11 protein-coding genes and 2 riboswitches are annotated in these 13,139 nt (G+C 74.4%); of the genes, 9 read left to right on the forward strand and 2 right to left on the reverse strand.

Features of this window, described 5'->3' with window-relative positions; genetic code table 11:
* Window positions 1-127 precede the first annotated feature (127 nt).
* Window positions 128-748 (reverse strand): AAA family ATPase, encoded by a 621-nt coding sequence (locus LG632_RS19075; RefSeq protein WP_226728571.1) that lies wholly within the window; start codon window positions 746-748, stop codon window positions 128-130.
* Between the two features lie 245 nt (window positions 749-993).
* Window positions 994-1,094: riboswitch (glycine riboswitch) on the forward strand.
* Between the two features lie 158 nt (window positions 1,095-1,252).
* On the opposite strand from LG632_RS19075, the gene gcvT reads away from it, so the two are divergent.
* The 6 genes from gcvT to LG632_RS19105 all read left to right on the forward strand — a co-directional run bounded on the left by gcvT (window position 1,253) and on the right by LG632_RS19105 (window position 7,299).
* A complete protein-coding gene (gcvT, locus tag LG632_RS19080; RefSeq protein ID WP_226728562.1) occupies window positions 1,253-2,368 on the forward strand; it encodes a glycine cleavage system aminomethyltransferase GcvT in 1,116 nt (371 codons plus the stop codon).
* Window positions 2,369-2,447: 79 nt separating this feature from the next.
* Window positions 2,448-2,828 carry a glycine cleavage system protein GcvH gene (gene gcvH, locus LG632_RS19085; protein WP_226728563.1) on the forward strand — a complete coding sequence of 127 codons (381 nt, stop codon included), beginning with the start codon at window positions 2,448-2,450 and terminating at the stop codon, window positions 2,826-2,828.
* A gap of 26 nt (window positions 2,829-2,854) precedes the next feature.
* On the forward strand, window positions 2,855-4,117 hold the full coding sequence (gene glyA / locus LG632_RS19090) for a serine hydroxymethyltransferase (protein ID WP_226728564.1): 1,263 nt from the start codon (window positions 2,855-2,857) through the stop codon (window positions 4,115-4,117).
* 394 nt (window positions 4,118-4,511) lie between these two features.
* Complete coding sequence (locus LG632_RS19095) at window positions 4,512-5,894, forward strand: L-serine ammonia-lyase (RefSeq protein WP_226728565.1); 1,383 nt, start codon at window positions 4,512-4,514, stop codon at window positions 5,892-5,894.
* A 50-nt stretch (window positions 5,895-5,944) separates the two neighbouring features.
* On the forward strand, window positions 5,945-6,685 hold the full coding sequence (locus tag LG632_RS19100) for a hypothetical protein (RefSeq protein ID WP_226728566.1): 741 nt from the start codon (window positions 5,945-5,947) through the stop codon (window positions 6,683-6,685).
* A gap of 98 nt (window positions 6,686-6,783) precedes the next feature.
* Complete coding sequence (locus tag LG632_RS19105) at window positions 6,784-7,299, forward strand: AMIN-like domain-containing (lipo)protein (protein WP_226728567.1); 516 nt, start codon at window positions 6,784-6,786, stop codon at window positions 7,297-7,299.
* A gap of 21 nt (window positions 7,300-7,320) precedes the next feature.
* On the opposite strand, the gene LG632_RS19110 is transcribed toward LG632_RS19105, so the two are convergent.
* Window positions 7,321-8,493, reverse strand: a complete 1,173-nt coding sequence (locus LG632_RS19110; RefSeq protein ID WP_226728568.1) for an SGNH/GDSL hydrolase family protein — start codon at window positions 8,491-8,493, stop codon at window positions 7,321-7,323.
* A gap of 424 nt (window positions 8,494-8,917) precedes the next feature.
* On the opposite strand from LG632_RS19110, the gene LG632_RS30295 reads away from it, so the two are divergent.
* The 3 genes from LG632_RS30295 to LG632_RS19130 form a co-directional block, all read left to right on the forward strand.
* Window positions 8,918-11,920 (forward strand): AfsR/SARP family transcriptional regulator, encoded by a 3,003-nt coding sequence (locus tag LG632_RS30295; protein WP_264201998.1) that lies wholly within the window; start codon window positions 8,918-8,920, stop codon window positions 11,918-11,920.
* A riboswitch (cobalamin riboswitch) is annotated at window positions 11,917-12,134 on the forward strand. Its footprint overlaps the gene before it by 4 nt.
* A gap of 29 nt (window positions 12,135-12,163) precedes the next feature.
* Window positions 12,164-12,862, forward strand: a complete 699-nt coding sequence (locus tag LG632_RS19125; RefSeq protein WP_226728569.1) for an energy-coupling factor ABC transporter permease — start codon at window positions 12,164-12,166, stop codon at window positions 12,860-12,862.
* A partial coding sequence (locus tag LG632_RS19130) for an energy-coupling factor ABC transporter substrate-binding protein (protein ID WP_226728570.1) occupies window positions 12,862-13,139 on the forward strand: 278 nt, incomplete at its 3' end. The genes LG632_RS19125 and LG632_RS19130, both read left to right, overlap by 1 nt.

A 13,139-nucleotide genomic window follows, 5' to 3' on the forward strand; every position in this document is an offset into this window, starting at 1 on the left:
CACCCCGGACCCCGGCCCTCCCGCCGTGCGGGGTGCTCGCGCCGTTCCCCGCGCCCCCGAACGGGGCCCTCACCCCCGGACCCCCGGCCTCCCCACCGTGCGGGGCCGCCGGCGGGGGCAGTGGGGGTCACGTGTGGAAGGTGATGGTCTTCAGGCGGTTGGCTGCCGGGCGGTCCAGGAGGGTTGCGGTGGTGCAGCCCGGGGGGAGGTGGCCCGATTCGGCCGAGCGGATCAGGCGGGACGCCGTGGCGCGGTGGCGGGCGAAGGCGTACGCCGAGACGCCGCGGCCCCGGGCGGCCTGCCCGGCCAGGGCCTCCCGCGGCGAGGCGTCGAGCAGCAGCAGGTGCAGGGCCCGTCCGCGCCGCCGGGCGGCGCGGGCGAGGGCCGCCCGCACCCACGCCTGCGTGCCGCAGTCGTGGACGACCAGCGAGGCCCCCGAGGCCACGGCCCGCCACAGCCCCCAGTAGTGCGCGACCCGCACGGCCGGGCGGTACACCGCGTACGGCAGCCACCCCGGCATGCGCCGCTCCCAGCGCTCCCGCACGACCTGCGAGTCGATGCCCGCCCCGGCCGGGGCGGTCCGCTCGATCAGCGTCGACTTGCCACCGCCCGGCAGGCCCGAGACCACCACGAGGTCGCCCTCGGCGAAGGACAGCGACAGCGGGCCCGCGGCCCGGCCCCGCAGGTCCCGCACCACCGGCGCCGCCCCCCGCACGCCGGCACCCGGCACCGCCGCGCGCAGCGGCATCCGCGGCCCCGGCTGGGCCGGGACACCGGCCGCCGCCGGCCGCACCTCAGCGGTTCCGAATCTCCACACCGTGCTCGCCTCCCCCGGATCGGGTCACCAGGGACCCCTTCCCCCCTGAGTGTAAAGAGACGGTAATCCGACGGACCCGGTTCCGGTCCGTCGTCACTTTCGGGCCCGGCCCCCCATTCCCACCGGTCGCGTGGCATGATGTGCGCCAACTGGACACCAACTGCATACCGGCCGCTTGAATCCGCGCGGGAGAGTCCCGGAACCCCACCAGGTTCCCGGGCGCCGAAGGAGCAAGAACCTCCCTTGAATCTCTCAGGCCCCGTACCGCGTGGATGAGGCAGATCTGAAAAGCGGGTCGCGTCGTGGCGGCTCCACCCAAGGTGCAAGCCGAGACATGAGACACACCCTCGGCGAACCTCTCAGGTTCCGATGACAGATGGGGAGGATCGTCCTCGTCATGTCATGTCGATGCCCTGGGACCTGGGAGCCGTACCCATGAGCAATGCCCTCCGCCTGACCGCCCTCGATGCGCTGCACCGCTCGCTCGGTGCGACGATGACCGACTTCGCGGGCTGGGACATGCCGCTGCGGTACGGCAGCGAGCGCGACGAGCACAACGCCGTCCGCACCAAGGCCGGCCTGTTCGACCTCTCGCACATGGGCGAGATCACCGTCCACGGCCCGGAGGCCGTCAAGGTCCTCGACTACGCCCTCGTCGGCAACATCTCCACCGTCGGGGTGGGGCGCGCCCGCTACACCCACATCTGCCAGGAGGACGGCGGCATCCTGGACGACCTGATCGTCTACCGCCTGGGCGAGACCGAGTACATGGTCGTCGCCAACGCCTCCAACGCCCAGGTCGTCCTCGACGCGCTCACCGAGCGCGCCGCCGGCTTCGACGCCGAGGTCCGTGACGACCGCGACGCCTACGCGCTGATCGCCGTCCAGGGCCCGGAGTCCCCCGGCATCCTGGCCGGGCTGACCGACGCCGACCTCGACGGGCTGAAGTACTACGCCGGCCTGCCGGGCACCGTCGCCGGCGTGCCCGCGCTGATCGCGCGCACCGGCTACACCGGCGAGGACGGCTTCGAGCTGTTCGTCCGCCCCGAGCACGCCGTGCAGCTGTGGGAGGCGCTGACCAAGGCGGGCGAGGGCGTGGGCCTGGTCCCGTGCGGGCTGTCCTGCCGCGACACCCTGCGCCTGGAGGCGGGCATGCCGCTGTACGGGCACGAGCTGACCACCGCGCTGACCCCGTTCGACGCGGGTCTCGGCCGGGTGGTGAAGTTCGAGAAGGAGGGCGACTTCGTCGGCCGCGCCGCGCTGGAGGCCGCCGCCGAGCGGGCCGCGACCAAGGCGCCGCGCAAGCTGGTCGGCCTGATCGCCGAGGGCCGCCGCGTGCCGCGCGCCGGGTTCCCGGTCGTCGCCGGCGGCGAAGTGATCGGCGAGGTCACCTCGGGCGCCCCCTCCCCCACGCTGGGCAAGCCGATCGCCATGGCGTACGTGGACGCCGCGTTCGCCGCGCCGGGCACCTCCGGCGTCGGCGTGGACATTCGCGGTACGCATGAGCCGTACGAGGTCGTCGCTCTGCCCTTCTACAAGCGCCAGAAGTGACGATTTCCCCACCGGGACCCGTCTCACTCCGCAAGACCACCGTTCATCAGCACTTCCCCGCATCCAGGAGAATCAGGTCATGAGCAACCCCCAGCAGCTGCGCTTCACCAAGGAACACGAGTGGGTCACGGCCGTCGACGCCGACGGGATCGCGACGGTCGGCATCACCGAGTTCGCCGCCAACGCGCTCGGTGACGTCGTCTACGCCCAGCTCCCCGCCGTGGGCGACACCGTGACCGCCGGCGAGACCTGTGGCGAGCTGGAGTCCACCAAGTCCGTCAGCGACCTGTACGCCCCCGTCACGGGCGAGGTCGTCGAGGCCAACCAGGACGTCGTGGACGACCCGGCCCTGGTGAACACCGCCCCCTTCGAGGGCGGCTGGCTGTTCAAGGTCAAGATCACGGCCGAGCCGGACGACCTGCTCTCCGCCGACGAGTACACCGCATTCTCCGCCGGCTGACCCGCCCGATACCCGAGGGACACCAGATGTCTGTACTGAACACCCCTCTCCACGAGCTGGACCCGGACGTCGCCGCCGCCGTCGACGCCGAGCTCGTGCGCCAGCAGTCGACCCTGGAGATGATCGCGTCGGAGAACTTCGCTCCGGTCGCCGTCATGGAGGCCCAGGGCTCGGTCCTGACCAACAAGTACGCCGAGGGCTACCCGGGCCGCCGTTACTACGGCGGCTGCGAGCACGTCGACGTCGTCGAGCACATCGCGATCGACCGGATCAAGGCCCTCTTCGGCGCCGAGGCCGCCAACGTGCAGCCCCACTCGGGCGCGCAGGCCAACGCCGCCGCGATGTTCGCGCTGCTGAAGCCGGGCGACACGATCATGGGCCTGAACCTGGCCCACGGCGGTCACCTGACCCACGGCATGAAGATCAACTTCTCCGGCAAGCTCTACAACGTGGTCCCGTACCACGTCGGCGAGGACGGCCAGGTCGACATGGCCGAGGTCGAGCGCCTGGCCAAGGAGTCCAAGCCGCAGCTGATCGTCGCCGGCTGGTCGGCGTACCCGCGCCAGCTGGACTTCGCCGCGTTCCGCCGGATCGCGGACGAGGTCGGCGCGTACCTGATGGTGGACATGGCCCACTTCGCGGGCCTGGTCGCCGCGGGTCTGCACCCGAACCCGGTGCCGCACGCCCACGTCGTGACCACCACCACGCACAAGACCCTCGGCGGTCCGCGCGGCGGTGTCATCCTGTCGACGCAGGAGCTCGCCAAGAAGATCAACTCCGCGGTCTTCCCCGGTCAGCAGGGCGGTCCGCTGGAGCACGTGATCGCGGCCAAGGCGGTCTCCTTCAAGGTCGCGGCCTCGCCCGAGTTCAAGGAGCGCCAGGAGCGCACCCTGGCCGGCGCGAAGATCATCGCCGAGCGCCTGGTGCAGGACGACGTCAAGGCCGTGGGCGTGGACGTCCTCTCGGGCGGCACCGACGTGCACCTGGTCCTGGTCGACCTGCGCAACTCCGAGCTGGACGGCCAGCAGGCCGAGGACCGGCTGCACGAGATCGGCATCACGGTCAACCGCAACGCCATCCCGAACGACCCGCGGCCGCCGATGGTCACCTCGGGTCTGCGGATCGGTACGCCGGCCCTGGCCACCCGCGGGTTCCAGGCGGAGGACTTCACCGAGGTCGCCGACATCATCGCGGAGGCGCTGAAGCCCTCCTACGACGGTGAGGCCCTCGCGGCGCGCGTCTCGGCGCTGGCCGCGAAGCACCCGCTGTACCCGACGCTGTCCCGCTGAGGACCGCCCGACGCAAGGGCCCGGCCTTGGTTCCCCAGGGCCGGGCCCTTTCCCGTGATCGGGGCCCGGCCGCGGCAGCCGCCTGACGGCCGCCGCAGACCTGACGGCCACCGCACACCCGGCGGCCACCGCACACCGGCGGCCACCGCGCACCTGACGGCCGCCGCGCACCCCACGGCCCCCGACGGGCCCCGGCCGGCCCCGCGACCCGGCCGCCGGAGCCCCGGCGGACCGCCGCCGGCATCCGCCCGACCCCCACCCGACCTCCGTAAGTCGCCCTCCGGCGGACGATCCGTTCATCCGACCGCGATAAGCTCGTCTGTCGGACAAAATCCGCACTTCCCCCCCACCTGCCCCTCCTCCCACCCACGAGCAGACATAGGAGTCCGCAACCGTGGCCATCTCCGTCTTCGACCTCTTCTCCATCGGCATCGGTCCGTCCTCCTCCCACACGGTCGGCCCGATGCGCGCCGCCCGGATGTTCGTGAACCGGCTGAAGAAGGACGGCGTCCTCGCCCAGACCGCCTCCGTGCGCGCCGAGCTCTTCGGCTCCCTGGGCGCCACCGGCCACGGCCACGGCACCCCCAAGGCGGTGCTTCTGGGCCTGGAGGGGCACTCGCCGCGCAGCGTCGACGTGGAGACGGCCGACGACGAGGTCGAGCGGATCCGCCGGACCGGCCGGCTGCGGCTGCTGGGCACGGAGATAGAGGACGCGCACGAGATCGCCTTCGACGAGCCGACCCAGCTGATCCTGCACCGCCGCCGCGCGCTGCCGTACCACGCCAACGGCATGACCCTCTTCGCCTACGACGAGGCCGGGGCGCCGCTGCTGGAGAAGACGTACTACTCGGTCGGCGGCGGCTTCGTGGTGGACGAGGACGCGGTCGGCGAGGACCGGATCAAGCTCGACGACACCGTGCTGAAGTACCCCTTCCGCTCGGGTGACGAGATGCTGCGCCTCGCCCGCGAGACGGGACTGTCGATCTCGTCGCTGATGCTGGAGAACGAGAAGGCCTGGCGGACGGAGGAGGAGATCCGCGCGGGCCTGCTGGAGATCTGGCGGGTCATGCAGGCCTGCGTCTCGCGCGGCATGTCCCGCGAGGGCATCCTGCCGGGCGGCCTGAAGGTCCGCCGCCGCGCGGCCACGACGGCGCGCAAGCTGCGCACCGAGGGCGACCCGCAGGCGCTGGCGATGGAGTGGATCACCCTCTACGCGATGGCCGTGAACGAGGAGAACGCCGCGGGCGGCCGGGTCGTGACCGCCCCGACCAACGGCGCGGCCGGCATCATCCCGGCGGTCCTGCACTACTACGTGAACTTCGTGCCCGGCGCGGACGAGGAGGGCGTGGTCCGCTTCCTGCTCGCCGCGGGCGCGATCGGCATGCTGTTCAAGGAGAACGCCTCGATCTCCGGCGCCGAGGTCGGCTGCCAGGGCGAGGTCGGCTCGGCCTGCTCGATGGCGGCCGGCGCGCTGGCCGAGGTGCTGGGCGGCAGCCCGGAGCAGGTGGAGAACGCGGCCGAGATCGGCATGGAGCACAACCTGGGCCTGACCTGCGACCCGGTCGGCGGTCTGGTGCAGATCCCGTGCATCGAGCGCAACGGCATGGCGGCGGTCAAGGCCGTCACGGCGGCCCGGATGGCGATGCGCGGCGACGGCAGCCACAAGGTGTCCCTGGACAAGGTCATCAAGACCATGAAGGAGACCGGCGCCGACATGAAGATCAAGTACAAGGAGACCGCCCGCGGCGGCCTCGCGGTGAACGTCATCGAGTGCTGATCGGGCATGTGAGGATATCCCCCCTGTCACTTGCGTCACTGGGGGGAACCATGCGCACCCGTAGCCGTACCCGCACCGGACACCCGGGCCGCAGCACCGCCCGCGGCCTCGCCACCGCCGTGGCAGCGGCGCTGCTGCTCCTCACCGGCTGCACCTCCGCCGCGCCGGGCGGCGACCGGGCCTCCGGGGCGGCCCCGGCGCCCTCCGGCGGTCCGGCCGGGCAGCCGGGGAGCTACGACGGCCCCCGGCCGCAGGACCAGAACCTGCTGGCCTGGACCGGCGACCCGAACGACGCCGGGCACGTCACCGCCCAGAGCGCCGCCGGCGTCGGGGGCCGGGTGACACTGGTGCGGATCGTGCTGCGCCAGGAGATCACCTGGTCCAACATCTGGATGGGCCTGGCCGGGATCGACCCGAACGCCTCGCTGTCCCACTGCTACCTCGGCGTGTACGACGCGACGGGCACGCTGCGCGGGGCCACGGCCGACATCTCGCCGCAGCTGATGACCGAGCCGATCGCGAAGCCGTTCGCGCTGACCAAGCCGTTCACCGCGGCCCCGGGCACGTACTACGTCGCCCTGCTGCTCAACGGGAACTGGACCACGAACCTGCTGACGCTGAAGTCGACCGGCGCCGGCATCTCGGTCAACGCCGGCCTGACCCCGCCGAACCTGCGCTACAGCACCGTCCTGACCGGCCAGACCTCCCTGCCGCCGTCCGTGAACCTGGCCGAGCAGTCCACCGCCACGATCAACACCGGCTGGGCCAGCCAGTGGTACGGCGTCTCCTGACCGGATCCGCGCCGCCGGGCAACCGGACGGGGCACGGTCGACGTCTGTGCATATGACCGCTTCGCCACCACTCGGCACCTGAGGAACCGGGGGACGTCATGCTCAAGCTCCGTCGTCCACATCGTCATCGGCTCGTGGCCGCCGCCACGGGCGCCCTGCTCGCCCTGGGGCTCGTCGCCGCCGCACCGGCGTCGGCGGCCCCGCGCACCGCCGCACCGACCCCGCTGGTGGTCAACGCCCGCTGGGGCGGCCACTGCACCTTCGACCGGGTCGTCGTCGACCTCCAGGGACACGTCCCCGAGGTCGTCGTCGACCGGGTCCCCGAGCTGGTCTACGACGGCTCCGGGAAGCCGGTCCCGCTGCCCGGGACCCACTTCCTGGAAGTCCGCCTCCACCCCGCCGCCGCGCACGACGAGGCGGGGCAGTCCGTCTACCGGGGGCCCCAGCTGATCCAGCTGAACCTGCCCCGTCTCAAGGGCCTGGCGCTCACGGGTGACTACGAGGGGTACGTCACCTTCGGTGCCGCCTTCACCACCCGCCCCGAGTACACCACGTTCACGCTGCACGACCCGGAGCGCCTGGTGCTGGACATATCCCACCCGAACGTCTGCTGAGCGGCCCGGCCGGCGGTGCGGTCAGGCCGCCGGCCGGATCCTCATCCGGGACGGGTCCCCGTCCGCGAACCAGTCCTGCGTGCAGACGTACCGGCCGGGCGCCGCCGCGCCGACGAGACCGAGGCACGCGGCCATGCCCCGCTGCCCGTAGGCGTTGGGGTGCAGGGACTCCTCCAGCGTCCCCTGGGTGTTGGCGTGGTCCAGGAAGCGGAACCACTCCGCCTTCCGCGGGTCCGGACCGGCCTGACCGACCTGTTCGACGCCGAGCGAGCACACTTCGTGCCCGGCGAGCGCGTCGCGCAGGTCCAGGAAGTCCGTACCGCGGGCTGTGGCAACCGCCTTGACCATGTCGCCGATCCGCGGGACGAGGGTGAAGGCCGCCCAGGTGGCGTCCCGGTCGTTGAACGGGCAGCCGTCCTTGTCCATGCGGTCGGAGTCGTTCTGGGGCAACCGGAACCACTCGCCACCGGGTATCGGCGAGGGGTAGGACTGGAGCACCAACCGGTAGTCGCCGTCGGCGTAGCCGGCCGCCCGCATGGTCCGGCGGATGTCGTCGACGACCGCGGCGACCTTGGCCTGCACCTGCGGCAACCGCTGCTGCACGACCGGGTCGTGCTGCTTCCAGCACAGCCGCCCGAAGTACCAGTCGTACGCGCAGTCGCCGATGATCGACCCGAAGCCGAGGTCGTTGCCGCCGACGGACAGGGCGATCAGCTTGACCCGCTTGGCACGGGCCACCCCCGCCAGCTGGTCCACCTGCGGAGCCTCCCCGTGCAAGGGCTGCCCGCCCTGGGCACTGCTGATCACGTGCGTGGTCTCGGCGCCCGAGCACGCGAGGTTGATCCGCTCGTCGATGCCGGGCAGCGGGGCGGTCGCGATCTCGGACACGTCGGAGCGGTGGCAGCCGCCCGGGGCGGCGGTGCTGCCGTACACCCGGCTCGGGTCGTACGAGCTCCCTCCGGTCCAGGCCCGGTCGGTGCCGTTGCGGCTGCCGGCGTACCGGTCGGTGTTCCCGAGCCACCGCCCGCCCTCACCGGACACGAAGCTGTCCCCCATGGCCACGGCGACCGCCGGGCCCGCGGGCAGCGCCCGCCCCTCGGCACGCACGTCGGGTCCGGTCGGCCCGGCGAGCCCGAGCGCCACGACGGTCAGCAGCGCGGCACCTCTCGCGCCGGTGCGCCTACGGGTACGCATGTCACCCTCCCATGAATGGTAAGTCGCCAGGAACGGGCCGGAGTTGACGGATATCGAGCACGTCGCCGGCCCGAGCGGACACTACGATCGACCCCCACCCGTTCCCCATCCGTCGGCCACTCACCAGCACGGCAGCCCCGACCACCCCCACCCGGAGCCCCACCCGGTAGCCCCACCACTGCGACCCCCGGAGCCTCCGGCCCCCGGAGCCCGTCCCACCTCCGTCCGCCGGAGCCCGTCCCGCCTTCGTCCCCCGCAGCCCCGCCCACCTCCGTCCGCCGGAGCCCCTCCCACCTCCGGCCCCCGGAGCGTCGCCACACCGCCCCGCCCCCGCCGCGCCGCACCCCGCCGCGTCCTCGCCCTCGCCGTCGCCGCCCGCTTGCCCGCCCGCCCGCAACCCGGAACCCTCCTCGGAGCCCCCGCCATGCCGTTGACCCTCGGCGTACTCGGCCCCGTCCAGGCGGACCTGGACGGACGTCCCCTGCCCCTCGGGGGCCCGCGCACCCGCCGTGTGCTCGCCGCGCTGGTGCTGGAGGCCGGCCGGGTGGTGCCCCTGGCCGGGCTGGCGGCCGCGGTCTGGGACGACCCGCCGGCGACGGCCCGGGCGCAACTGCACAACGTGGCCTCGGCGTTGCGCCGCCTGCTCGCCCCCACCGGCGCGACGGTGATCCGCACCGACGCGGGCCTCACCCTGGTCCCCGGCCCCGCAGCCGTGGACCTCGACGCCTTCGCCCGGCTCCGCGCCGCCGCCCGCGCCACCTCCGATCCGGCGACCGCGCGGCCGCTGCTCGCCCAGGCGCTGGACCTGTGGCGCGGCCCGGCCCTGGGCGGCCTGCCGGGCCGCGCCTTCGAGACGGCCGCCGCCCGCCTGGAGCAGGACCGCCTGGACTGCCTGGAGCAGCGCCTGGCCGCGGACCTCGCCCTGGGCCACCACGCGGAGCTGTGCGGGGAGCTGGCCGCCCTGGCCGAGGAACACCCGCTGCGCGAGCGGCTGGTGGAGCTGCACATGCGGGCCCTGTACCGGGCGGGCCGGCGCGCCGAGGCCCTGGCGGCCTTCGCCCGCGCCCGCCACCGCATCACCACGCGCACGGGACTGGATCCCGGCCCCGCACTCCGCGCCCTGCACGCGGCGGTCCTCGCGGACGCCCCTGCCCTGCACGCCCCCGGCCCACCCCCCTCACCGCGACCCTGCCCACCCCCACCACCCTCGCCGCCCCCACCACCCTCGCCGCCCTCACCGCCCACTCCACCGCCCGCGCCGCCGTCCGCCCCGCCGGCACCCGCCCAACTCCCGCAAGCCGCACCCTGCTTCACCGGCCGCACCGCCGAAGCCGCGGCCCTGTCCCACGCCCTCCGGCACGCCCGCAGCACGGTCTGCGTGATCACCGGGGCCGCCGGCGTCGGGAAGACCGCGCTCGCGCTCGCCGTCGGGCACGACGAGGCGGTGCGCGCCGCGTTCCCCGACGGCCGGCTGTACGTCGACCTGCGCGGCGCCGACCGCGGTGGCGTCGCCCCGGCCGAGGTGCTGGCCGGTTTCCTGCGGGCGCTCGGCGTGGACGGCGCCTCGCTGCCCCGGGAGGCGGCCGAGCGCGCGGCCTTGTACCGCAGCATGCTCGCCGGGCGCCGGATGCTCGTCGTGCTCGACAACGCCGCGGGCGCCGACCAGGTGCGGGCCCTGCTGCCCGCCGGGGACGGCTGCGCCGTGCTGGTCACCGCGCGCCGGCGGCTGACCGGACTGGACGCCCGGCTGCGGCTGACCCTGCCCGTGCTGCCGGAGCGGGAGGCGCTGGCGCTGCTCGGGCGGGTGGTCGGGGCCGAGCGCGTCGGGGCGGAGCCGGCGGCCGCGCGCGAGCTCGTGCGGCTGTGCGGCCACCTGCCGCTGGCCCTGCGCATCGTGGCCGCCAAGCTCGCCGCGCTCCCCCACCGGGACCTGTCCCACCTGGCGGTACGGCTGCGCGACGAACGCGGCCGGCTGGACGAGCTCACCCACGAGGGCAGCGACGTACGGGCCGGGCTGCGGTTGAGCTACCGCACTCTGCCGGCCCCGGCCCGGGCCCTGTTGCGCGGGCTGGCCGTGCTCGACGCGCCCGACCACGCCGCGTGGACGGCCGCGGCCGTGCTGGGCCGGCCGCTGGCGCACGCCGAGGAGGCCCTGGACGCCCTGGTCGCCGCGCACCTGCTGGAGGTGGTCGGCCGCGACGCGACCGGCGGGCTCCGCTACCGCACGCACGACCTGGTGCGGGCCTTCGGCCGGGAGCTGGCCGCGGCCGAAGGCGGCCGCGAGGCCGTGCTGCGCCGGGTCCTGGCCTGCTGGGTGGCCCTGGTCCGGGAGGGCCGCCGGGCCCACCAGGGCCTGGACTACCCCGGCCTGGGCGGCCCGACGGCGGCCCGGGTGCCGGATCCGGCGGTGCTGGCCGGGCCCCGGGCGGAGCCGGTGCGCTGGCTCGGCGCGGAACGGGAGGCGTTCGTGGCGACCGTACGGCAGGCCCGGACGGTGGATCCGCAGGCGTGCTGGGAGCTGGCCGCGGCCGGCGAGTACCTGTTCGACCTGCGCAGCGACCTGACGGGCTGGCAGACCGTGCAGGAGGCGGGGCTGGCGGCGGCCCGGGCCCGGGGGGACCGCCGCGGCGAGGCCCTGATGCTGGTGGGGCTCGGCCGGCACCGGGCCTGCCGGGTCGGCGGGTCCCCCGCGCCCGGGCCCGGCGACGCATGGGCCCCGGCCCGGCGGATGCTGGCCGCCGGCGAGGCCCTGTTCGAGGAGCTCGGCGACGCCCACGGCGCGGCGTACGCGGGCTGGGTGCTGTCGTACCTGGACCGCACCCAGGGCCGCACCGCCGAGGCCCTGCGCCGCTGCCGCCGGGGCGCGGTGGTCTTCGAGGCGCACGGCGACCGCTACGGCCAGGCGCAGTGCCTGCGCGGCATCGGCCAGATCCTGCTCGCCCGGGGGGACAGCGCCCGCGCCCTGGAGGTGCTGCGGGAGGCGCTGGCCGTGGCCGAACGCGGCGGGGCCGCCTGGCCCCGCATGTGCATGCTGCGCTGGGTCGCGGAGGCGCAGCGCGTCCGCGGCCACCTGGACGAGGCGGCGGCCGGGTTCCGGGAGATCCTGGCGTTCACCCGGACCTCGGGCGACCTCGCCGGGCAGTGCGCGGCCCGGATCGGCCTGGGCCGGGTCGCCCTGGACCGGGGCGACACCGCCGGGGCGCTGCGCCAGTTGCGCGCGGCCGACGAGGTGGGCCGCCGGTCCGGGCAGACGCTCGTGCACGCCCTGGCCGCGCTCCCGTTGGCCCGGGCCCTGCTGGCGGCCGGTGATCCGGCGGCGGCGCGGGCCCTGCTCCAGGAGGCGCTGGCGGGTTGCCGGCGGATGGACGCCCGGCCGCTGCTGGAGCGGCTGGAGTCCGCCCTGGCCGCCGTACCGGCCGTACCGTAAGGTCATTGGGCCTTGGTGTTCGGGAAACCGGTGAGAAACCGGTGCGGCCCTCGCCACTGTGATCGGGAAGTCCGGCTCTTCCCCCGGACGTCCGTCCGGGGGTGCCCCCAGCGGGAGCCACTGGGCCACCGCGGGAGACCGCACGGCCTGGGAAGGCGGAGCGACGACGTCAGTACCCGTGAGCCAGGAGACCGGCCGGGGCGCGTTGTCCGTCCACGAGGTGTTGGAGAGGTCTCCCCACTCATGCACATAGCCGAGGGCTTCCTGCCCCCGTTGCACGCGGTCGCCTGGGGCGTCGCGTCCGCCCCCTTCGTCGCCCACGGCGTCCGGTCGCTCAGCCGCGAGGTGAAGGCGAACCCGGAGAGCACGCTGCTGCTGGGCGCGTCCGGGGCGTTCACCTTCGTCCTGTCGGCCCTGAAGATCCCCTCGGTCACGGGCAGCTGCTCGCACCCCACCGGGACCGGGCTCGGCGCGATCCTGTTCCGCCCGCCGGTGATGGCGGTGCTGGGCACCATCACCCTGCTCTTCCAGGCCCTGTTGCTGGCCCACGGCGGCCTGACCACGCTCGGCGCGAACGTCTTCTCGATGGCGATCGCGGGCCCGTGGGCCGGGTACGCGGTGTACCGGCTGCTGAAGAGGTTCGACGCCCCGCTGATGGTCTCGGTGTTCCTCGGCGCGTTCTTCGCCGACCTGGTGACGTACTGCGTGACCAGCGTGCAGCTCGCGCTGGCCTTCCCCGACCCGGGCAGCGGTGTCGCGGGTGCGCTGGTGAAGTTCGGCGGGATCTTCGCCGTCACGCAGCTCCCGCTGGCGGTCAGCGAGGGCCTGCTGACGGTGCTGGTGATGCGGCTGCTGCTGCAGTCGAGCAAGGCGGACCTGGCGCGGCTGGGCGTGGCCCGTCCCGCCTCCCGTACCGGCGAGCAGCAGGGGGCGGCGGCCTGATGTCGAAGAACGCGAAGATCAACGTCCTGCTGCTGCTCCTGGTGGCGGCGCTGGCCGTGCTGCCGCTCGCGCTGGGGCTGGGCGAGGGCAAGGAGGAGCCGTTCAGCGGCGCGGACGCGCAGGCCGAGGCGGCGATCACCGAGATGCGGCCGGACTACGAGCCATGGTTCTCCCCGCTGTACGAACCGCCGTCCGGCGAGGTGGAGTCGGCCCTGTTCGCCCTCCAGGCGGCGCTGGGCGCGGGTGTCCTGGCGTACTACTTCGGCCTGCGCCGGGG

The sequence above is a fragment of the Streptomyces antimicrobicus genome (assembly GCF_020532625.1).
GTDB classification, from domain to species: domain Bacteria; phylum Actinomycetota; class Actinomycetes; order Streptomycetales; family Streptomycetaceae; genus Streptomyces; species Streptomyces antimicrobicus.